Here is a 21552-nt window from a genome sequence, read left to right on the forward strand (position 1 = left end):
TGCCGCTCAGAGCGCGCGCCACTCGTCGAAGCCGAGGCCCTGCCCCTCCACCTGACGCGCCACACGCGGGTGGCCGTCCGTGCCCACGACGGCCATCACCACCCGGCCGAGGGCGTCGTGCGTCAGCGCCGGCGCGGCCGCACAGGGCACACCGGTGTCCGACCACCACAGACCGTTCGCCTCGTTCTCCGTGACCCCGACCCCGACGGCCGCCGTCCCCTCGATCCCCCGGTGGGCCAGCACCGTGCAGTCGAAGCCGTCCAGCACCGTGCGGATCACGGCGTGCGCGCCGTCGCCGGGAGCACCGCCGAGGGCCATCGGCCAGCCGTCCGCGCGATAGGCGACGACACCGCCCGCGGGGTCGGTCCAGTAGTACGTCGCACGGCCCGGCGAGGTCTCCAGCACGGCCAGCGAGCCAGGGCTCACCGCGAGACGGGAGCGCTGGACCTCGCCCCAGCCGCCGCCCGGCTTCTCCTGCTGCCAGTGCAGCGTCCCCTTGTCCGTCGCCGCGAAGATCTCGATGACCCCGGTACTGAGCGCGACCACGGCGGGAAGCTCCTTGATGCGCGTGCAGCGCAGGTCCTCCCAGCCGCGCCACTTGCCGTCCGCCCGCTCGCGGCGCAGCATCATGCCGCCGCGGCCGTTGTGCGCCATGACGTGCACCTCGCCCGAGGCGTTCACCACGACGACGGGCGCGCCGAACCTGCTGCCCACGTCGGCTTCCTTGTGCGGGTTGCCCAGCGAGTGCCAGGCGGCCACGGGGCGGCCCGTCTGGTACTGGATCGCGTGCATGATGTCGACGGTGACACCGCCCTCCGCCGAGGGCCGCTCACGGCGGCCGGCGAAGTGCACATAGGCCTCGGCGTTCTGCGTCACGGACAGGTGCGTCAGCTCCGGCAGCCGCACGACGTCCGGGGCGTCCCACTCCGGGCCGCCCGGACGCTTCTCGGTCCAGCGGCGGAGACCGCCCTCGCCGGGGACGTAGGCGGTGAGCCTGCCGTCCTTGCCCCGGGTGAGCCAGATGCCGCGTAGCGCTGGGGCCTCAGGGGCAACCTTGGAGGTCGCGCGGGCATCCTGTCCGAGCATGAGTCTGCGATTACCTTTCAAGAACTGACGTCCGACAACTCGCGCAGCATTTCGAATCTGTTACATACTAAGCCCCCGTACGACGGGATATTCCGGGGCTCACAGCGTACGATTCGCGGCCGCTCACGACGCCGCCGCGTGCCCGAACTGTCACAGTCGTGCCACTGTTTTCGTACGCACATCTGATCGACTGTCTATAGTGCTCATCCCAGGAAAACGCGGACCGGCTCCACCCCCCACCCGAGTCCCACTCCCATCACCTGCGCCCTGACCAGGCCACAAGTTGTGAGGACTCACTCAGGATGAGCCAAGACGCCACCACCCCCAGCCAGGGGAACTCCCCGGAGAGCCCCCGTCGGGGGCGCAAGCGTGTGCGGACGCGGGGCCAGCGAATACGGCGGGGGATCCTGCTGTCGGTGCTGGTGCTCGTCGTTGCCGCCGGCGGGACGGCCTACTGGCTGTACAGCCGGCTCGACGGGAACATCAAGGGCGTCGACATCAACAAGGCGCTCGGCGAGGACCGGCCGGAGAAGCTGCCCACCAGCGGGCAGAACCTCCTGGTCCTCGGCTCCGACTCGCGGGCCGGTGCGGAGAACAAGGCGCTGGGCGGCGGCGGGGCCGTCAGCGGGGCGCGGTCCGACACCGCGATGGTCGTGCACATCCCCGAGGGGCGCAGCAAGGCCGTCGCCGTGTCCATTCCGCGTGACACCCTGGTCACCCGGCCCGAGTGCACCAAGGCCGACGGCTCGACGGTGGGCTCCGCGAACCGCGTGATGTTCAACTCCGTCTACTCCCAGGTCGGTCCGGCCTGTGTGGTCAAGACCGTCGAGAAGATGTCCGGGGTCCGCATCGACCACTACCTGGAGATCAACTTCGCCGGGTTCAAGGACCTCGTCGACGCCATCGGCGGCGTCACCGTGGACGTCCCGCAGGACATCCACGACAAGTCCTCCGGCCTCGACCTGACCGCCGGACCGCACAAGCTCAACGGCACCGAGTCGCTCTCCTACGTACGGACCCGGCACGGCATCGGTGACGGCAGCGACCTCGGCCGTATCGGGCTCCAGCAGCAGTTCATCCTCGCCCTCCTCAGCGAGGTCAAGTCGCAGGATCTGCTGAGCAGTCCGACCAGTACGTACAAGCTGGCCAACTCCGCGACCAAGTCGCTCACCACCGACGAGGACCTCGCCTCCCTCACCTCGCTCGCCGAGTTCGCCCGTTCGATGAAGGGCGTCGACCCGGGCACGATGGAGACGATCATGCTGCCCGTCGCCTACGACAAGGTCGACCCCAACCGCGTGGTGGCCGCCGAGCCGCAGGCCAAGACCCTGTGGAAGGCGATCCGCGAGGACGCCGCCATCCCCGAGTCCGCCAAGAAGTCCCCCGCGACCGGCGGCTGACGGAGCGGCAGGTGCCGTGGTGTCACGCGCACGGTTCCGCCGGCGCGTGACACCCTTCCGGGATGCTGAGTGAACGCACCCTGGTGATCGTCGACGCGGCCAATGTCGTCGGGTCGGTGCCGGACGGCTGGTGGCGCGACCGGCGCGGGGCGGCCGAGCGGCTGCGGGACTCGCTGGTCCCCTGCGCCGCCGACGGCCTGCCAGGCCACCCCGGACCCGTCGATCTGGTCCTGGTCGTCGAGGGCCGGGCCCGGGACGTGGCCCCGGTGCCCGGGGTCCGGGTGGAGGCCGCCGCCGGGAGCGGCGACGACCTGATCACCGAGCTGGCCGCCGGGGCCGGGAGCGCGGTGCCGCCCCGGCCCTGTGTCGTCGTCACGGCCGACCGGGAGCTGAGGCGGCGCGTCGAGGCGCACGGGGCCCGGTGCGCCGGGCCCCGTACCGTACGGCCCTGAGAGGGCGGGCCGCTCACTTCGTGGAGCGGTGCACCCGGCTGTGGCCACGGCCGTAGGCGAAGTAGATGACCACGCCGATGACCATCCAGATGCCGAACCGGAGCCAGGTCTCGGCCGGCAGGTTCAGCATCAGCCAGACCGACGCGGCCACCGACAGGATCGGGATCAGCGGCACCCACGGCGTGCGGAAGGCGCGGTGCAGGTCGGGGCGGGTGCGGCGCAGGACGATGACGCCGAGGGCGACGACCACGAACGCGAAGAGCGTGCCGATGTTCACCAGGGTCGCCAGCTCGTTGATGCTGGTCAGACCGGCGATGACCGCGATCAGCACGCCGAGCAGGATGGTCGGGCGGTACGGGGTGCGAAAGCGCGGGTGCGTCTTGGAGAAGAAGCGCGGCAGCAGGCCGTCCCGGCTCATCGCGAAGAAGACGCGGGTCTGGCCCAGCAGCAGGATCATGCAGACCGTGGTGAGGCCGACCGCGGCGCCGAAGCTGATGACCCCCGCGTAGAAGGGGTGCCCGACGGCCTTGAAGGCGTCGGCGAGCGGGGCGCTCACGGACAGCTCGGTGTAGTGCTCCATTCCGGTCACCACGATCGACACGGCGACGTACAGCGCGGTGCAGATGAACAGCGAGGCCATGATCCCGCGCGGCATGTCGCGCTGCGGGACCTTGGTCTCCTCCGCCGCCGTGGCCACGACGTCGAAGCCGATGAAGGCGAAGAAGACGACGGACGCGGCGGTGAAGATGCCCATGACGCCGAAGTTCGTCGGGGCGTAGCCGAAGATCAGCTGGACCAGCGGGGCGTCCAGGCCGGAGCCGGAGGGCTGGGGCTGGGCCTCGGGGATGAACGGCGAGTAGTTCGCGGTGTCGATGAAGAACAGCCCCGCGATGATCACGATCAGCACCACGGCCACCTTGATGGCCACCACCACCGTGGTGACCCGGGCCGAGAGCTTCATGCCGAGCACCAGGATGACGGTCAGCACCAGCACCAGGGCGAAGGCGAGGATGTCGAAGCCGAATCCTTTTGCCACATCGGGGCCGGACAGCGCGTCGGGCAGGTGCCAGCCCGCGTTGTCCAGCAGCGAGCGGACGTAGCCGGACCAGCCGACCGCCACCACCGCCGTGCCCAGCGCGAACTCCAGCACCAGGTCCCAGCCGATGATCCAGGCCACCAGCTCACCCAGCGAGGCGTAGGAGAAGGTGTACGCGGAGCCGGCCACCGGGACCGTGGAGGCGAACTCCGCGTAGCAGAGAGCTGCCAGGGCGCAGACGACGCCCGCGACCACGAAGGCGATGGCGGTGGCCGGTCCCGCGGTCTCCTTGGCCACCTTCCCCGTCAGGACGAAGATGCCGGTGCCGATGATGACACCCACCCCGAAGACCGTGAGGTCCAGGGCGGAGAGGGACTTCTTGAGGGCGTGCTCCGGCTCCTCGGTGTCACGGATGGACTGTTCGACCGTCTTGGTCCGGAACAGCCCGTCCTTGCTCGGGGGCAGGTCCTGCTGCGTGCTCACCGGCGTACCTCCACGCACTCGTCGTGCACGCCATGATTCGGACCCGGCCGCCCGCAGCACGCCTCGCGCGGCGGGATTTCACGCGAATGGGCCGGTCGGACCACCCGTACAGGGTGGGCGACCGGCCCATTCGGAGTGCTGCGGCGCGGATCAGTCCCGGACCGGCTCCACCACGGAGCGGCTCTCGGTGTCCGTGTCGTAGCGGCCGTCCAGCTTGGCGACCAGACCGGTGACCTGGCGGGCGATGTCCGGCGCGGTCAGCCCGATCTCGGCCATGACCTCCTTGCGGGAGGCGTGGTCGAGGAAGACGGGCGGGATGCCGAAGTCGCGCAGCGGTACGTCCACCCCGGCGTCGCGCAGCGCCTGGGCGACGGCCGAGCCGACCCCGCCGGCCCTGCTGTTGTCCTCGACGGTGACGACGACCCGGTGCCGTGCCGCGAGCGGGGCCATGGCCTCGTCCACCGGCTTGACCCAGCGCGGGTCGACGACCGTGGTCGAGATGCCCTGGGCGTCCAGCAGATCGGCGATCTCCAGGCACATCGGGGCCAGCGCGCCGATGGAGACCAGCAGCACGTCCGGGCGGGTGGCACCGGCCTCGCGGAGCACGTCCATGCCGCCGGCCGTACCGACGGCCTTGACCGACGGGCCGACCGCGCCCTTGGAGAAGCGGACGACCGTCGGCGCGTCGTCGACGGCGACGGCCTCGCGCAGCTGCGCGCGGACCTGGTCGGCGTCGCGCGGGGCGGCGATCCGGAGCGAGGGCACGCACTGGAGGATCGACATGTCCCACATGCCGTTGTGCGAGGCGCCGTCCGTACCCGTGACGCCGGCCCGGTCCAGGACGAAGGTCACCCCGCACTTGTGCAGGGCAACATCCATCAGGACCTGGTCGAAGGCACGGTTCAGGAACGTGGCGTACACCGCAAAGACGGGGTGCAGCCCGCCGGTGGCGAGGCCCGCCGCGGAGACCGCGCCGTGCTGCTCGGCGATGCCGACGTCGTAGATCCGGTCCGGGAACTCCTTCTCGAACGCGGTCAGGCCGACCGGCTGGAGCATGGCCGCGGTGATCGCGACGATGTCCTCGCGCTCCCGGCCGAGCTTGACCATCTCCTCGCCGAACACGGAGGTCCAGTCCAGGCCGGAGGTGGCGACGGGCAGCCCGGTGTCGGGGTGGATCTTGCCGACGGCGTGGAAGCGGTCGGCCTCGTCCAGCAGGGCCGGGGTGTAGCCGCGGCCCTTCTCGGTGAGGCAGTGGACGATGACCGGGCCGCCGAAGCGCTTGGCGCGCTGGAGCGCGGACTCCAGGGCCTCGATGTCGTGTCCGTCGATCGGGCCGACGTACTTCAGGCCGAGGTCCTCGAACATGCCCTGGGGTGCGATGAAGTCCTTCAGGCCCTTCTTGGCACCGTGCAGCGTCTCGTAGAGCGGCTTGCCGACGACGGGGGTGCGCTCCAGGAGGTCCTTGCCGCGGGCCAGGAAGCGCTCGTAGCCGTCGGTGGTGCGCAGGGTCGCCAGATGGTTGGCGAGGCCGCCGATCGTGGGGGCATACGAGCGCTCGTTGTCGTTGACCACGATGACGAGCGGGCGGTCCTTGGCGGCGGCGATGTTGTTCAGCGCCTCCCAGGCCATGCCGCCGGTGAGCGCCCCGTCACCGATGACCGCGACGACGTGGTCGTCCTTGCCCAGGACCTCGTTGGCCTTGGCGAGGCCGTCGGCCCAGCCGAGGACGGTCGAGGCGTGCGAGTTCTCGATGATGTCGTGCTCGGACTCGGCGCGCGAGGGGTAGCCGGACAGGCCGCCCTTGCTCTTGAGCTTCGAGAAGTCCTGGCGGCCGGTGAGGAGCTTGTGCACATAGCTCTGGTGGCCGGTGTCGAAGAGGACCTTGTCCTTCGGCGAGTCGAAGACCCGGTGCAGGGCGATGGTCAGCTCGACCACGCCGAGGTTGGGTCCGAGGTGGCCGCCGGTCTTGGAGACGGCGTCGACGAGGAAGGTCCGGATCTCTTCGGCGAGCTGCTCCAGCTGCTCGGGGGTGAGCCGGTCCAGGTCACGCGGTCCGCCGATGCGGGTCAGCAGATCCCATCCGTCGCCCACCACCGCCCGTGCATGACGCGCTTCGCGCGGCTGTGTCACCGTGCCTCCTTGCGATTGTGCTGGTCGAGCATGCCGATCCGCTGAGTCTAATGTTCCGTTCGCCCGGCCGGGCATCCGGCGGGGGTGTGCTGTCCCACCCCGGGCCGGGACGCGACCGTGCCCGGCGCCCCTTCGCGGGGCGCCGGGCACGGTCCGGCGGGTGCGTGGTCGGTGGGCCCGGGGGCCCGGTGACCTAGGCGCGGCCTGCGGTCTTCTGCGTACGGCGGGAGACCGAGTCGATGACCACGGCGGCGAGGAGGACCGCGCCGGTGATCATGTACTGCACGGCGTTGGCCATGCCGATCATGTTCAGACCCTGCTGGATCGACTGGATGACGATCATGCCGAGGAGCGCGGACCAGACCTTGCCCCGGCCACCGAAGAGGCTGGTGCCGCCGATGACCGCGGCCGCGATGACCAGCATCAGGGTGTTGCCCGCGCCGACGCTCTTGGTCGCACCGCCGGAGAGGCTGGCGATGAAGAGGCCGCCGAAGGCGCCCAGGGTGCCGGAGAGCGCGAAGACGATGATCCGGATGCGGTCGACGCTGATACCGGCGCGGCGCGCGGCCTCCGGATTGCCGCCGACCGCGAAGACCTGGCGGCCGAAGGTCGTACGGCGGGCCACGAAGTCCGCGATCACGAGGACGGCCAGGAACAGGACCAGGGCCAGCGGCAGGCCGCGGGCACCGTCGGGCTCGTTCAGGACGTACGCGACGACGAAGCACAGGACGGCGACGACGGCGGTGCGCAGCACGATCTCGGAGGTCGGGCGGGCGGGCAGGTTCGCGGCCTTGCGGCGCTTGCTGTCCACCAGGAGCGAGGCGGCGTACGCCAGGACGGCGACCAGGGCCAGGCCGTAGCCAACGCCCTTGTCCTCGAAGAAGTAGTTGGTGAGGTCCTCGACGACACTGCCGGACGGCGTGTTGATCGAGCCCTCGCCGCCCATCATCCAGTCCTGCAGACCGCTCCAGCCGAGGAAGCCGGCCAGGGTGACGACGAAGGCCGGCACACCGATCTTGGCGAAGAAGAAGCCGTGCAGGGCGCCCAGCGCCGTACCGGCGAGGACGGCCGTGAGGATCGCCAGCCACTCGGGCCAGCCGTGGTTCACGTTGAGCACGGCCCAGACGGCCGCGCCGACGCCCGCGACGGAGCCGACCGACAGGTCGATCTCGCCGAGCAGCAGGACGAAGACGATGCCGACCGCCATGATGCCGAGGCCGGAGCTGTACACGGCGATGTTGGCGACGGAGCTGGCGGAGAGGAAGTTGCTGTTCTGGAGCTGGAAGACGATCGCGATGACGATCAGGCCCACGAAGACGGGCAGCGAGCCGAGCTCACCGCCGCGCACCTTGCGGGTGAACTCCGACCAGTAGCCCTTGAAGCCCTCCTCACGTATGAGGAGTCGCGGGTCCACTGCGGGGATGGGCGCGGCCGACTGCTCGGCGGTCGCCTGCTCCGGCACCGCGGCGGTCTTCTCGGTGGAAGTCCCGGGGGTCTTGGCGAGGTCGCTCACTTCGCGTCCTCCTTCGTGGCTGTGCGTGCCTGGCGGCGCGTGACGGCATTGTCCGTGGCGCCGGTGATCGCGGCGATGATCTCTTCGTGGGACGTGGTCGCGACATCGAAGACACCGTTGTTGCGGCCCAGCCTGAGCACCGCGACCTTGTTGGCGACGGCGCGCACATCGGCCATGTTGTGGCTGATGAGGATGACGCCGTGGCCGCGCTCGCGCAGCCGCTCGACGAGGTCGAGCACCTGGGCGGTCTGCTCGACGCCGAGGGCGGCGGTCGGCTCGTCCAGGATGACGACCTTGGGGTCACCGATCAGGGCGCGGGCGATGGCCACGACCTGGCGCTGACCACCGGAGAGCGAGGCGACCGGGATACGGACGCTCGGGATCCGGATGGACAGGGTGTCCAGGAGCTCCTTGGCCCGCTTCTCCATCCCGATCTCGTCGAGGACGGAGGCGCTGCGCAGCTCGTTGCCGAGGAAGAGGTTGGCGACGACGTCGAGGTTGTCGCAGAGCGCCAAGTCCTGGTAGACGGTGGCGATTCCGAGCTCCTGGGCGTCGTTCGGCCGGTTGATCCGGACCGTCCCGCCCTCCCACTCGATGGCGCCTTCGTCGATCGGGTGGACGCCCGAGATGGTCTTGACAAGGGTTGACTTGCCGGCGCCGTTGTCGCCGACCAGGGCAACCACTTCGCCGGGGTGAATCTCCAGGTCCACATCGGTGAGCGCCTGGACGGCGCCGAACCGCTTGGAGATTCCGCGCAACGCCAGCACGGGCGTAGCGGACACGTGAATCATCTCCTTCGCCGCCTGACCGGCGGGGATGGTGCTGCATTGCACAGGGGGGTGCCAGGCCGGGTCGTCGGGCCGCCGTCGTCGCCCGGCGGCCGGGGCCTGGGGCGGCGGCGGCCCGACGGCCTGGCCTGGGAAGAAGAGTCCGGCCCCGCCCCCGCTTGCGGGGCGTTGACGGGGCGGGGGCCGGACTGGCTGGAGGGCCCTCGCGGACGTCCGCCGGGTGTTACTTGATGCCGGCGGCGTCGCAGGCCGCCTTGAACTCGGCGGTGCAGATGTCCGAGGCCTTGTAGACGCCGTCCGCGATGATCGTGGAGGCGATGTTGTCCTTGGTCACGACCGAGGCGTCGTACAGCTTCGACGGGGTGGCCTTGAACTCGCCCGACAGGCTGTCGACCTTGGTGTTGGTCAGCGAGTCGAACTTCTTGCCCTTGAGCAGGTCGACCGCGATCTCGGCGGTGGTCTCCGCCTGCGGCTTGATCTGCTTGTAGATCGAGAAGGACTGGTCGCCCGCGAGGATGCGCTGCAGACCGGCGAGCTCGGAGTCCTGGCCGCCGACCGGGACCTTCACGCCCTGCTTCTTGAGGGCGGTGATGATGCCGCCGGCCATGCCGTCGTTCGCGGAGTAGACGCCCTGGAAGCCCTTCTTGCCCAGCGAGTCGATGGCGGCACCCATCTTCTTGTTCGCCTCGTCCGGCGACCAGTCCGGGATGTCCTGCTCGTAGACGACCTTCTTGACCTGGGTGTCCAGGACGCTGTGCGCGCCCTTCTTGAAGAAGGGGGCGTTCGGGTCGGTCGGCGAACCGTTGATCATGACGACATTGCTGTCCTTGGCCTTGTCGCCGAGCGCCTTGACGAGGGCCTCGCCCTGGAGGCGGCCGATCTTCTCGTTGTCGTACGAGACGTACGCGGAGATCGGGCCCTCGGCGAGCCGGTCGTACGCGACGACCTTGACGCCCTTCTTGTCGGCCTGCTGGACCCAGGACTTCGTGGCCTTGAAGTCGACCGAGTCCAGGATGATCACCTTGACACCCTGGGTGACGAGCGCGTCGAACTGCTTCTTCTGCGTCTCGGTGTCCTGAGCGGCGTTGTTGTACTTGACCTCGCAGTCGGAGCAGAGGGCCTTGATCTTCGCCTCGATGAGCGGGCGGTCGAAGGTCTCGTAACGCGTGGTCTTGTTCTCCGGCAGCAGCAGACCGATGGTCTTGCTGTCGCCACCGCTGCCGCTGTCCTTGTCGTCGCCCGCCTTGCCACAGGCTGCGAGGGAGACGGCCATGGAAACTGCGGCCGTACCTATGACGATGCGTCGCGTCATTGCGTTCATTGGGGGTTTGCCTCCCTGACGAGGCCGCAACGTCGCGGCCGAGGTGGCTGGAAGTCAACTCGGCCGCAGAGGCGACGTCAAGGAGTAAATCCTTAACGAGATGACAACGGTGCCATTCGTTATCTAAGTGAAGGCAGGTGTGGCAGCGGGGAGCGTGCTCTCCAAAAGGGTCGAATCGCCCATCTCGCTCAGGACGAGGGCCAGCGCGCCCAGCACCTCGGCACGGCCTCCGAGGGCCCCGGGGAGCACCGACAGCTGCCGGGCGGCGCTCGGGATCGCGTAGCGCGAGACGGAGTCGCGGATGGGCCCGAGGACCAGCTCGCCCGCCTCCGCCAGCGAGCCGCCGAGGACCACGCGGCCGGGGTTGAGCAGATTGCAGAGGTTGGCCACCCCGCTGCCGATGTGCCGCCCGACGTCCCCGATCACCCGGCGGCAGCCCGGGTCGCCCTCGCGGGCCAGCTGGACCACCCGCTCCATGGTGAGATCGGTGCCGTGGCTGGGCTGGAGCAGGGGCAGGACGTAGCGCGCGGCGGTGAAGGTCTCCAGGCAGCCCCGGTTGCCGCAGCGGCAGACCGGGCCCGATTCGTCCAGGGTGATGTGGCCGATCTCGCCGGCCGTGCCGCCGGGGCCCCGGTAGATGTGCCCGTCGATCACCAGACCGGCGCCCACACCGCTCGCGACCTTGATGTACGCGAGATCCCTGACCCCCCGGCCGCTCCCCCAGACCAGCTCGCCCAGGGCTCCGAGATTGGCGTCGTTGTCCACGTACACCGGCACACCGAGGCGTCCGGCGAGCTCCTCGCTGGGGTTGATGCCCGTCCAGCCCGGCAGGATCGACGTGGAGCCCAGCGTGCCGGACTCGACGTCGATCGGGCCGGGAACACCGAGGCCCACCCCAATGACCTTGCCGGGACTGATCCCGGTCGTCTCGATCAGCCGGTTGACCAGCTGTTCCGCCCGCCCGAAGCCCTCGGCGGACGAGGCGTCCACATCCAGCGGCTCGGACTCCTCGGCGAGCACCTGATGGGCCAGGTTGCCGACCGCCACCCGCAGGTGCGTATGTCCGAAATCGACGCCGATGACGATGCCCGCGTCCCCGCTGAGGGAGACGCTGCGGGCCCGGCGGCCGCCCGCCGAGGTGGGGGTCACCTCGACCGTGCCGCCGTCCTTCAGTTCACGAACGATATTGGAGACGGTCGCCGCGGAGAGGCCCGTGCTCCTGGCGATCTCCGCCTGGGTGAGCGAACCCGCCATACGTACGGCGCGCACGACCCGCTCAAGGTTGGCGCGATGCAGAGATGTCTGCGACCCCGGAGTCTCCATCGACTCACTCACTCCTGCCATATTCTCCAACATGTGAACTCTAAGCTGAGCGTTTTGGGGTACTCCCCGTCAAGACCTTGAGCAGTCGAAGCCTCCGATGAGCACGGGACCCTCGCATGACGCCCCGCTGCGAACTCCCCCGTACACAGACGAACCGCCCGCCGGCGGGAAGCCGGCGGGCGGTTCGGTGACGCGGGGGGAGTGCCCGGTCCGCTACTTCACGGCTCCCGCGGTCAGACCCGCCACCACCTGGCGCTGGAAGATGATGTAGGCCGCGAGGACCGGCAGCATCGCCATCACCAGACCGGCGAACAGACCGGACCAGTCGCCCTTGTACCCCTGGCTGTTGGCCAGTTCGACCAGGCCCTGGGAGAGCACCCGGTGGTCGGGGTCGCTGTTGAGCACCGTCGGCAGCATGTACTGGTTCCACTGGCCCAGGAAGTTGAAGATACCGACGCTGATCAGGCCGGGCTTCGCCATGGGCAGCATCACCTGGAAGAAGATCCGGGTGTGCGAGGCCCCGTCGATCATCGCCGCCTCCGCCACGGACCCCGGCAGGGTCCGGAAGAAGGAGGTGAGGAAGAAGACGGTGAACGGCAGTGAGTACGCGATGTAGACGAGGATCAGGCCGTGCGTCGTGTTCAGGAGCCCCATGTTGTTCATGACGAAGAACAGCGGGACCAGGGCGAGGATGATCGGGAAGCTCATCCCGCCGATGAACAGGTAGTAGATGAAGCGGTTGCCCGGGAAGTCGAACCGGGCCAGCACGTACGCCGCCATCGAACCGAGCAGCAGGGTGCCGATGAGCGAACCGCCGACCACCACGATGGTGTTCAAGAAGTATTCGCTCATGTGCGCCTGACCCCAGGCGCGCGACCAGTTCTCGAAGTGGAGCTTGTCCGGCAGCGCCCACGGCGTCGACAGGATCGAGTCGTCGTCCTTGAACGAGGTCATGATCGCCCAGAGCAGCGGCATGACCACCAGGATCGCCCAGATGATCAGCACACCGTGGGAGAAGACGTTGAGGACCTTGCCCTCGCTGCTCTTCTCCTTCCTGCCGCCCGGTGCGGGCGACTTGGACACGGGGGCCGGTTCCGTCACCGCGACCACGGGAGGGGTGTCAGTGGCCTTCACGTGTGCTCACCTCGTACTGTCGAGCCGGCCGCCGCCCCGGTAGGACCGGAGCACGCAGAACCGCCCACCGGCGAAGCCGGTGGGCGGTTCTGCGGTTCAATCAGTGAGCGTTTTCAGCGTTGCCTCTCCAGGGTGAGGACGGCTTTGGTGATGACGGTCATGCGGTTGGGGCTGATGCGGGATCTGCGGAAGATTTGCCAGGACTTGAGCCGTGCCATGCCGCGTTCGACGGGTGCCCGGGCTGCGGACAGGGCCCGGTTCCGGGTTCGGTCGGTGGGGGCGAGTTCCCCGCCTGGCGGGCGGCGCTTGGCTGTGGTGACCCAGTCGCCGGCACCGATGTAGGCCATGTCGGCGAGGACCGGGACGCCCTGGCGTTCGCAGATCCGAAGGATCCTGTGGGCGCGGGCGGCGGTCAGATCGTGGGTCCGGCCCGGCAGCGCGGGCGAGATCCACAGGATCTCTCCGGCTGGGTCGGTGACGACCTGCACGTTCACCCCGTGCCGCTTGTGCTTCGCAGAGTAGTCGGCCTTGCCGTCGCCGACGCGGTCGCACTCGGCGAGCGTGCCGTCCAGGAGGACGAATTCCGGGTCGTGCGAGCGCAGCGTCTTGAGCAGGCCCGGTGCCTGGTCGGCGAGCAGGCCGGTGACGGAGGTGACGTAGGCATGGGCGGTGCCGACGGATATCCCGAAGCCGGCGGCGATGCGGGCGAGAGTGTCGTGGCGGCGCAGGTACACGAGTGCGACCAGCGCACGACGGTGCGGCGGGAGTTTGCACCGGCGGTCACCCTCACGGATGACGATGAGCATCGCGACCCACTCGACCAGGGCGTGAGGCAGGTCGAGTGCGGCAGGATACGGAACCAACAGGGCTCCTGTGCTGCTGAGTTGAGACGTCGAACACCTCCCTCAACGGCGCGGGAGCCCTGTCCGTTGCGCACCCCGACCTTCACACCGCTCCGTCACCCGATCAGTAGCCACGCTGAAAACGCTCAGTAAGCCAGTTACTTCAACGCACCGGCGGTCAGACCCGCCTGAACCTGGCGCTGGAAGATGGCATAGACGATCAAGACGGGCAGGATGGCGATCATCATGCCTGCCATGAGGGATCCCCAGTCGTTGTCGTACCCCTGTTGGAGGGCAATCATCGCGAGCCCCTGCGTCAGTACGTACTTCTGCTCGTCCTGGTTAAGCACCATGGGCAGCAGGTACTGGTTCCACTGGCCCAGGAAGTTGAAGATGCCGATGCTGATGAGGCCAGGTTTGGCCATCGGCAGCATTACCTGGAAGAACGTCCGAGTATGGGAGGCGCCGTCGATCAGTGCCGCCTCCGCCACTGACGTCGGCAACGTACGGAAGAAGGACGTCATGAAGAACACAGTGAACGGCAGCGAGTAAGCGATGTAGACCAGAATCAGCCCGTGGTAGGTCGCCAGCAGGGAGCTGCCAGGAAAGTCCCGCAGTACGAAGAAGAGCGGAATCACCAGCATGAAGACGGGGAAAGACATGCCCGCGACGAACAGGTAATAAATGAACCTGTTCCCCGGGAACTGGAACCTGGCGAGCACGTAGGCGGCCATCGAACCGAGGACCATCGTGCCGGTGACCGAACCTCCCACGACGATCGCCGTGTTGATAAAGTAGCGGCCCATGTTCGCGTCGTTCCATGCGTTGGACCAGTTCTCCCAGTGCAGGACGGTCGGCAGCCCCCACGGGTCAGTCAGAATGCCGTTACTGTCCTTGAACGCACTCCACAGCACCCACAGCAGCGGCACGCCCACCATCAGCGTCCATACGACGAGCATGCCGTGCGAGAAGACGTTGAGCACACCGCCTTCGCTGCCAGCCCCCTTGGTACGTCCAGACTTCTTCGTGGCCTGCGGATCAGGGTCCTGCTTCGCCACGACTTCTGTTTCTTCGATCGTCATCCGCCCGTATCCCTAGAATTCGATTCGCTCACGCCGCGCGAAGCGCATGGTGAGCACGGCGAAGGCCATCGTGACGATCAACATCGCGACGCCCATGGCGGAGGCGTAGCCGAACTGGCTGTCCCTGAAGGCTGTTTGGAAGAGTCGCAGCGGCATGACATCGGTGGCACCATCCGGCCCGCCCATGTTCACCGACATGATCTGGACCAGGGCGAACGCGTCGAGCGCGATGATGCCCATGTACACCCAGCCGGTCTGCACGGTGTCCCACAGCAGCGGAAGAGTGATCTTGAAGAAGGTGTCGAAGCGGCCGGCGCCGTCGAGCAGGGCCGCCTCGTAGATCTCGCGCGGGATCGATGCCATCGCGGCAGAGAACAGAACGACGTAGAAGCCCACGTTGCTCCACACCATCACGGCACTGATGCACCAGAGCGCGATACTCTTCTCGCCCAGCCACGCGTTCTGCAGCGAATCGAGCCCCACGGACCCTAGGAACGCGTTGAGCATTCCGTCGTGCGGATCCGGATTGTAGATGTTGAACCAGATCACCGCGATGATGGTGATGGAGATGACCTGAGGGAAGAAGAAGACGAACTTATAGAATTTCGAGCCGGTCACACCCGTGACCACCTCGTTCTTCCTGCGCCGTCCACCGACGTTGAGCATGAAGGCAAAGAACAGCCCCATGCCCAGGGTGATCACAGGGATCAGCGCGAGCATGTAGATGTTGTGGCGCAGCGCATTCCAAAATTCGTCACTCTCCCACAGTCGCTGGAAATTATCGAGGCCAACGAACTTGGATGTCCCGACCAGCCCGGACCAGTCGGTCATCGAGATCTGGAACGCTTGGATGAACGGTGAGATCACGAAGATCGCATAAATGATCAGAGGCAGGGCCAGGAAGCCTGCGACGAATCGGTACTTGCCGTGTTGCATGGTGCTTCCCGGCCCTTCTCCTCGGTTTCGTGTCGCTGCTGCTCAGGAGGTGCGCTTGAACTTGGCCACCGAGTCGTCCTTCGCAACCTTGTCGCAGGCCTCCTGGGTCCTCTTGATCCACTCGGAGGCTTTCAGATCACCGGTGAGCAACTGCCCCGTTAGGCCGCCCATCTTCTCGTCCGTGAGCGCCGGGTACCACTCCTGGAGCTGAAGGCTGATGAGGTTGTTACCCGCTTCCTTGAAGACCTGGCTCGCCGAGGCCAGGCCCGGAGAGAGCTTCATACCCTCGGTCGCGTCCACCACGCATGTAAGGGACTTGACCTTGGTGGCGAAGTTCTGCGCATGCTTCTTGGAGAGCATGATGCGCAGCATCTCCATGCCGCCCATCGGGTTCTTGCCCTTACTCGGCACAATGAAAGGTTCGCTCGGCTCAGCCCGCAGCGTGCCGTGTGGAAGCTTGTCACCGGTCCCATCGAAGAGTGCGCCGACGGCCATGCCGAAGTCGTCCGGAGTGGTCGGGGCAGCCTCGTTCTCTACCCAGGAACCGTTGGGGATGAAGACAGCGTTGCCTTTGGTCCACTGGGTCTGCGACTGAATGTGGGTAAGGCCCTGGCTGCCTTCCAGGAAATACTTCTTGGCGGCCAACTCCTCGTAGTGTTCAACCACTTCCTTGACCGCGTCGTTCTTGGTCCAGGCATTCGGCTCAAGGTTGTCGATCGCCATCCAGGCATCCATGCCGCCGATCTTGGCGATCTGCGCAAAGAGGTTGAAGTGGACGTAGTACGGATACTTACCTGCATAGGTCCAAGGCGCGATGCCCTCCTTCTTGATCTCGCCGCAGAGCCTGACCATGTCGTCCAGGGTCTTCGGGTATGCCCATCCCTTCGAGTCCATCAACTTCTTGGAGTACCAGGTGCCATAGACGGTGAAGGCGTAGTACAGCACGTCGAACTTGTCGCCGTGCATACCCTTCTCGAGAGTACTGGGGTGGACGGTGTCCTTGACCTTCTTGGACGGATCGTCGATGGACCCGGCTTCCAGCAGTGCCTTCAGGTCCTGAAGCTGCCCCTGGGTGGACAGCTTGTTCATGTCGAGGTGGTCAGCGCCGGAGTTGTCGATGATGTCGGGCGGGTTGCCACCCGCGAAGCGGGGGGTCAGCTTGGGGCCGACTTGCTGTGTACCCGTGTGCTTGACCGACGCCGCGTAGGTCGACTTGTAGTCGGCCTCCGCGTCCTTGGCATACTGGTCTCCGAGGCCACCCTTGAAAATGAACGCCTCGAGAGCCTCCCCCTTCTTCACTCCCAGGGGGTTGGTGGCTGAAGTCTTACCGGCCGGCGCCTTGGTCTCCTTCTCGTTGCCGCCACCGCCACCGGTGGCACAACTCGACAGGAATCCCATCGTTGGAATGGTGATCAGCCCAATGGCCGCAGAACGCTTGATCAGGTCGCGGCGTCCGAGACCCTCATTGCCGTGAGCGGAGGTGGATCCCATGCTCAAGTCCTCGCCTTCTTCAGGACTCAGGCGGTGTATCGGTTACCCATCGAGAAGGTGCCTCAGCGAAGGGCTCCGCCACCGCGGTCAGTTGAAGCTGGATCATTCTGGCCACAGGGAGCCTCCGGCGCGCAACGTCCTCGTTGTGTGGACTGCTTCCGATTCCCCCTGGACCGCCGCCGACAACCCGGCTGAGCGGACGCCGACAGGTATAGTCCACTTCTCGTCAACTACGCAAGATCGAATGCGGACTTACGAAAGAGTCTTTCCCTACTTGAGACCTAGCGAGCTCGCACGTGGCCGCTCGCGCGACGTCGCCAGGCTCCACTGAGGGGCCACTTCGCACTACCGTGTCCCGAATGGGTCGGGCTCAGGATCGGCGGAGTGCCCGCAGCAGAAGGGGTACAGAGAGTGACGAACTGTGCGGTCGCGGACATCAGACGGAACCGTGACCGATGAGGGCTGGCCGCAGCGAGTCTCCCGAACGGCGAGTCGCACGCCATCTGCGGCCAGCCTCTAGGTGTATTGATCACGAGCGTTGTTGACACTGGTCTGGTCTTGAACATGGTGAAGACCTCCGGTGTGGTGGAGCTGTCTGGGAACGCACCGCACGGAGGTCTTCGTGTCCCACCGTAATGCCCGACTGACCGTGTTCGGCAGGCGGCTGCTGGTCGAACGTGTCCTGTCAGGCCGTGCCGTGGCACATGTGGCCGCCGAGATGGGCATATCGAGGGCTACCGCCCACAAGTGGGTCCGTCGCTGGCGGACAGAAGGCGATTCCGGTCTCCATGACCGCTCCAGCCGTCGGGCCTTGACCCCGAATTCTGGACACGGGTTATGCGGCTTGTGCCAGCGTAGTTGGTGTGTGGCGGAGGGCGTTTTCGAAGGTGATCGGTGGTCGTTGTCCGAGGCGGGAGTGTCGGCGTCGGGTGTTGTAGCGGTGGAGCCATCGGAAGGCGTCGAGTCGGGCCTCGCGCTCGGTCGGCCAGCTCTTTCGTCCTTGCAGGGTCTCGCGTTTGAAGGTCGCGTTGAAGGACTCGGCGAGTGCGTTGTCCGCGCTGGACCCGACCGCGCTCATACTTCGCCGCACCCCTGCTGACCTGCAGGCTTCGGCGAAACTCCTGCTCGTGTACTGGGCTCCGTGGTCGGTGTGCATGATCGATCCGGCAAGGCTGCCGCGGGTGCGGATCGCCGCGGCCAGGGCGTCGGTGACGAGATCCGCGCGCATGTGGTCGGCGATCGCCCAGCCGACGAGACGGCGCGATGCGAGGTCGATGACGGTCGCCAGGTAGCAGAACTTCCCGCCGGCGACGGGCAGGTAGGTGATGTCACCGACGTACTTCGTGTTCGGCTTGTCCGCGGTGAAGTCGCGGCCGATCAGGTCCGGGGCCTTGGCCGCGGCCGGGTCAGAGACGGTGGTGCGGTGCCGGCGCCGCAACCGGATCCCTTGGATCCCGGACGCCCGCATGATCCTGGCGACGCGCTTGTGGCTGACCGCGACACCGTTCTCCTCGCGGAGCTCGGCGGTGATCCTCGGGGCTCCGTAGGTGCCGTCCGATTCCTGGTGCACCGCCCGTATCCGGGCTGCCAGGCGGGCGTCGGCCACCTGCCGGGCGGCCCGGTCAGCGGCTGTCCGTTGCCAGTAGTAGAAGCTCGAGCGGCTGACGCCGAGGATCCTGCAGAGCCGCTTCACGCCGTGACGGCGCTGGAGGTCGGCGACACACTGGAAGCGGTTCACCAGCGCGTCTCCCCGGCGAAATACTTCGCCGCCTTCCGCAGGATCTCCCGTTCCTCCTCCAACTCGCGGACCTTCTTTCGCAAGGCGGCGTTCTCCGCCTCCAGCGGTACCGGCGGCTGGGCCGGTTCTTGCGTCCGTCGTCCTCGGGGACGGCTCACCCCGGCTGCCCTCACCCAGTTCCGCAGGGTCTCCGGGTTGATCCCCAGATCGGCCGCGACCGACCTGATCGTCGCTTCCGGCCGCGACTCGTACAGCGCGACCGCGTCCGCCTTGAACTCCGGCGGGTAGTTCTTCATGACCACGAGATGTCCGTTCTCAGATCCTCAGGATCCAGTGTCTCGTGTGTCCAGGATCAGGGGTCAAGGCCCGTCCTCGTACGACACCGCACCGCACCCGACGCCGAGGCGAAGGTCTGACCTGCGTCGGGCCCGCAAGCTGGGCCCCGCCCGGATCGGCCCGATCCTCGGCCTGCCCGCCTCGACCGTCCACCGGATCCTGACCCGCCACCGGCTCAACCGCCTGGCCTGGCTGGACCGTCCCACAGGCACCGTAATCCGCCGCTACGAACGCGAACACCCCGGCGAACTCCGATCCTCGGCGCTCGAGCGGGCGGATGAGCATCACCCGCCCCTTTTTCGCCCGGGGAGGTCCCTCCAACCTTGGCTCGGGCATCCTTTCCCCCGTCCCTGCTGGTCACGCAAGCCTTGCTGCTGCCATTCGCCTAGTAGGTCGCTTCGCCGAGGGCAGTACCGACTCGCATCCGCGAATTCAACATATCGAAAATCACTGCGAAAAAGACCAACTCTGACCATCATGGTGCACGGCACCCCGTTGATGGCGTGCCCGCGAACGATTCGGAACCGGTCCGGACCGAGACGAGTCCCATAGTTGCATCAAACGTCCCGCATACACCGGTGAAATCATCCGTTGCAGCACAGCATGCAGAACCCCTGACGAACAGACCTCACTGAACGTGACCTGTTCATCAGGGGTATATTTTCTGCCTGTCGGCCCCCGAATCGGAACTTCTTCACAGCCTCCGAAGAAGCTATCCGAATTCAGTCGGGATAGTCTCGGGATTCGAGGGTCGGAGGTAGGTCATCGCGTCAGGCGACTGCATGCTTGGTGGCGCCACCCATGATCGTGGTCGCATTATCCACCACCATCGCGTTGAACCAGATGTAGCTACCTTCCTTCAGGTCGTAGTCACATTTGGTCGTCTTCCCCGCGCCTGCGATGTTGCGGCACTCGCCCATCGGGCCGGTGTCGGCCTCCCACCACACTTCGATGTGGTAGCCGTCCGCTCGCTCGTCCTTAACGGTGAAGTAGTCGCCGTAGCTGTGGAAGCACGTGGTTCCGGCCAGCTTGATGCTGCCGCCGCCTGCGGGGGCGGACGAAACAGTTGCACAGGTGACCGTGTCCGCAGCCGCCTCGGCCTGGCCCGCGGACGTCCCCACGGAGACCAGGAGGGCCAGTCCTGTCAGTATCGAACCTGACACCGCGTTCAATCTGGAGTGGTTCGTGTATCGGCGCATCACGAGCAGGTTCCCCCCGGCTTCGATGTGCATGTGTGAGCCGCACCCGAGTAGCGGATCTGTATATTGCCGTCCCATATCTTTACGTAGAATACGAGAGGCTGGTTCTCCGCGAGGTCGTAGTCACATGTGACAGTGGTGCCGGCCCCGTTGTAGTTCTTGCACGTCCCATTCCTACCGAGCGTCTGCCACGAAACCTCGGGATGGTAACCGTCACCCTTTGTGTCGGTCACCTTAAAGATGTCGCCGTAGTCGTACCAGCATCCACGCCCCCCCTCGATCTCGACACACTTCGTCGCATCTGCTGCGATCGCAGCACCGGTAGCCCCCCAGAACGCTGCTACCCAAAGCACGGCAGTAGCTGCCGCCGCATACACTTTCCGCATGCTCCCCCCTCCACTTGACTGACGCGTACCCGATTGAGATTGAACTGCAAAGTTGCAAACGTCAAGTGGCTAGGCGGAATGACTCATTGGCGACGGAGATTCGCAGCCGGCGACGCAGTGACCACACGAAACTGAACCATCCAGGCTGCACATAAGGGTAAATTAGCGCGGAACTGAACAATCCACCGTCTCTTCCAAGCCAAACCGCACCTGGCGCACGACTATGCCCTCACGGTCATACCAGTTTCTCCAATTTAGTGGGGATATTTCATTACCGGATGCATCCAGGGCGCATCGTGCGCCCAAAAGACCGCTGCCCGAGGCCGCGAACGCATGTCGCCAGGAGGAGACTGATGGCGTCATGCCCATGCCAGTTTCGCCATACTCGGCCCGCACTGACGCCCGACCGCTCGCTCGCGCACACCGGAAGAACTGGACAAAAATGAAGAATCGCGCAGCAAAGGCCGCATTCTCCACGTTGGCGGCGTTCGCCCTGGCCGGCATGTTCGGACCGGCCGCGTTTGCCGAGAACGCCTACATCGACATCTACAACAACGGCTACGGGTCTGCGAACTTCAAGCGCGATGGAGACTTGCTCGGCGTGTGCGACCAGAAGGCCGACGGGTTCACCGTCAAGGCAAGCGTGCAGAAGTGGTATGACAGCACCAGTTCATGGCAGGCCGTCGGCAGTGAATCGGCCCCCAGCGTCAACGACCCCCTCGGCAACTGCAACTACAAGACGGTCAATGTCGAACCCGACAGCTCGGTCATTCGGCTGCACATGTGGGCCGTCCGCTCGGACGGCACAACAGTGGCCGCAAGCGTCAAGTACAGCGCTTCCGGTCACGCCTGACGATCGCGCCGAACTCGCGGTAA

General features: G+C 66.6%; 18 protein-coding genes and 2 pseudogenes. 5 read left to right on the forward strand and 15 right to left on the reverse strand.

Annotated features, from left to right (window positions below; genetic code table 11):
- Nucleotides 1-6: 6 nt before the first annotated feature.
- Nucleotides 7-1086 (reverse strand): PLL family lectin, encoded by a 1080-nt coding sequence (locus tag RLT58_RS07345; protein WP_311309585.1) that lies wholly within the window; start codon nucleotides 1084-1086, stop codon nucleotides 7-9.
- Nucleotides 1087-1388: 302 nt separating this feature from the next.
- Between RLT58_RS07345 and RLT58_RS07350 the strand changes: the two genes are divergently transcribed.
- Together RLT58_RS07350 and RLT58_RS07355 are read left to right on the forward strand one after the other, a co-directional pair.
- The gene (locus RLT58_RS07350) at nucleotides 1389-2486 is read left to right on the forward strand and encodes an LCP family protein (protein ID WP_311309586.1); all 1098 of its coding nucleotides are present in this window, start codon (nucleotides 1389-1391) and stop codon (nucleotides 2484-2486) included.
- Between the two features lie 62 nt (nucleotides 2487-2548).
- The gene (locus RLT58_RS07355) at nucleotides 2549-2938 is read left to right on the forward strand and encodes an NTP pyrophosphohydrolase (RefSeq protein WP_311309587.1); all 390 of its coding nucleotides are present in this window, start codon (nucleotides 2549-2551) and stop codon (nucleotides 2936-2938) included.
- A 13-nt stretch (nucleotides 2939-2951) separates the two neighbouring features.
- Here the strand turns inward: RLT58_RS07355 and RLT58_RS07360 are convergent, their stop codons facing one another.
- From RLT58_RS07360 to ngcE, 11 genes are all read right to left on the reverse strand, one after another.
- Nucleotides 2952-4457 (reverse strand): amino acid permease, encoded by a 1506-nt coding sequence (locus tag RLT58_RS07360; protein ID WP_311309588.1) that lies wholly within the window; start codon nucleotides 4455-4457, stop codon nucleotides 2952-2954.
- A gap of 150 nt (nucleotides 4458-4607) precedes the next feature.
- A complete protein-coding gene (dxs, locus tag RLT58_RS07365) occupies nucleotides 4608-6587 on the reverse strand; it encodes a 1-deoxy-D-xylulose-5-phosphate synthase (protein ID WP_399131071.1) in 1980 nt (659 codons plus the stop codon).
- A 193-nt stretch (nucleotides 6588-6780) separates the two neighbouring features.
- On the reverse strand, nucleotides 6781-8100 hold the full coding sequence (locus RLT58_RS07370; protein ID WP_399131073.1) for a sugar ABC transporter permease: 1320 nt from the start codon (nucleotides 8098-8100) through the stop codon (nucleotides 6781-6783).
- Nucleotides 8097-8891, reverse strand: coding sequence for an ATP-binding cassette domain-containing protein (locus RLT58_RS07375; RefSeq protein WP_311309589.1), 795 nt, complete (start codon nucleotides 8889-8891; stop codon nucleotides 8097-8099). Before RLT58_RS07375 ends, RLT58_RS07370 begins: the two co-directional genes overlap by 4 nt.
- 220 nt (nucleotides 8892-9111) lie before the next feature.
- Entirely contained in the window at nucleotides 9112-10209 is a 1098-nt protein-coding gene (locus RLT58_RS07380; RefSeq protein WP_399131076.1) for a substrate-binding domain-containing protein, read from the reverse strand.
- 123 nt (nucleotides 10210-10332) lie between these two features.
- Nucleotides 10333-11532: an ROK family transcriptional regulator gene (locus tag RLT58_RS07385; RefSeq protein ID WP_311314442.1), complete on the reverse strand. Its 1200-nt coding sequence runs from the start codon at nucleotides 11530-11532 to the stop codon at nucleotides 10333-10335.
- 213 nt (nucleotides 11533-11745) lie between these two features.
- A complete protein-coding gene (locus RLT58_RS07390) occupies nucleotides 11746-12666 on the reverse strand; it encodes a carbohydrate ABC transporter permease (protein WP_311309591.1) in 921 nt (306 codons plus the stop codon).
- 113 nt (nucleotides 12667-12779) lie between these two features.
- Entirely contained in the window at nucleotides 12780-13529 is a 750-nt protein-coding gene (locus RLT58_RS07395) for a transposase family protein (RefSeq protein WP_311309592.1), read from the reverse strand.
- A 137-nt stretch (nucleotides 13530-13666) separates the two neighbouring features.
- Nucleotides 13667-14590, reverse strand: a complete 924-nt coding sequence (locus RLT58_RS07400) for a carbohydrate ABC transporter permease (RefSeq protein ID WP_311309593.1) — start codon at nucleotides 14588-14590, stop codon at nucleotides 13667-13669.
- Nucleotides 14591-14602: 12 nt separating this feature from the next.
- Nucleotides 14603-15526, reverse strand: a complete 924-nt coding sequence (locus RLT58_RS07405; RefSeq protein WP_311309594.1) for a carbohydrate ABC transporter permease — start codon at nucleotides 15524-15526, stop codon at nucleotides 14603-14605.
- A 42-nt stretch (nucleotides 15527-15568) separates the two neighbouring features.
- Complete coding sequence (gene ngcE / locus RLT58_RS07410; protein WP_311309595.1) at nucleotides 15569-17017, reverse strand: N-acetylglucosamine/diacetylchitobiose ABC transporter substrate-binding protein; 1449 nt, start codon at nucleotides 17015-17017, stop codon at nucleotides 15569-15571.
- 622 nt (nucleotides 17018-17639) lie between these two features.
- Between ngcE and RLT58_RS07415 the strand changes: the two are divergent.
- Nucleotides 17640-17840 (forward strand): annotated as a pseudogene (locus tag RLT58_RS07415) (helix-turn-helix domain-containing protein); the annotation flags it as partial.
- A gap of 12 nt (nucleotides 17841-17852) precedes the next feature.
- Here RLT58_RS07415 and RLT58_RS07420 read toward each other — a convergent pair.
- Nucleotides 17853-19057, reverse strand: a protein-coding gene (locus RLT58_RS07420) for an IS3 family transposase (protein WP_311309596.1) whose coding sequence is annotated in 2 segments (ribosomal slippage) — nucleotides 17853-18766 and nucleotides 18766-19057 — 1206 coding nt in all. Because the reading frame shifts where the segments join, the coding sequence is not laid out codon by codon here.
- A gap of 48 nt (nucleotides 19058-19105) precedes the next feature.
- Between RLT58_RS07420 and RLT58_RS36085 the strand changes: the two are divergent.
- Nucleotides 19106-19343: pseudogene (locus RLT58_RS36085) on the forward strand (IS481 family transposase); the annotation flags it as partial.
- Nucleotides 19344-19861: 518 nt separating this feature from the next.
- Here the strand turns inward: RLT58_RS36085 and RLT58_RS07430 are convergent.
- Nucleotides 19862-20323 carry a hypothetical protein gene (locus RLT58_RS07430; protein WP_311309597.1) on the reverse strand — a complete coding sequence of 154 codons (462 nt, stop codon included), beginning with the start codon at nucleotides 20321-20323 and terminating at the stop codon, nucleotides 19862-19864.
- Nucleotides 20290-20676, reverse strand: coding sequence for a hypothetical protein (locus tag RLT58_RS07435; protein ID WP_311309598.1), 387 nt, complete (start codon nucleotides 20674-20676; stop codon nucleotides 20290-20292). Before RLT58_RS07435 ends, RLT58_RS07430 begins: the two co-directional genes overlap by 34 nt.
- A 442-nt stretch (nucleotides 20677-21118) precedes the next feature.
- Here RLT58_RS07435 and RLT58_RS07440 point away from each other — a divergent pair, with 442 nt between their 5' ends.
- On the forward strand, nucleotides 21119-21529 hold the full coding sequence (locus RLT58_RS07440) for a hypothetical protein (RefSeq protein WP_311309599.1): 411 nt from the start codon (nucleotides 21119-21121) through the stop codon (nucleotides 21527-21529).
- Nucleotides 21530-21552 lie beyond the last annotated feature (23 nt).

The sequence above is a fragment of the Streptomyces sp. ITFR-16 genome (assembly GCF_031844705.1).
Lineage (GTDB): Bacteria > Actinomycetota > Actinomycetes > Streptomycetales > Streptomycetaceae > Streptomyces.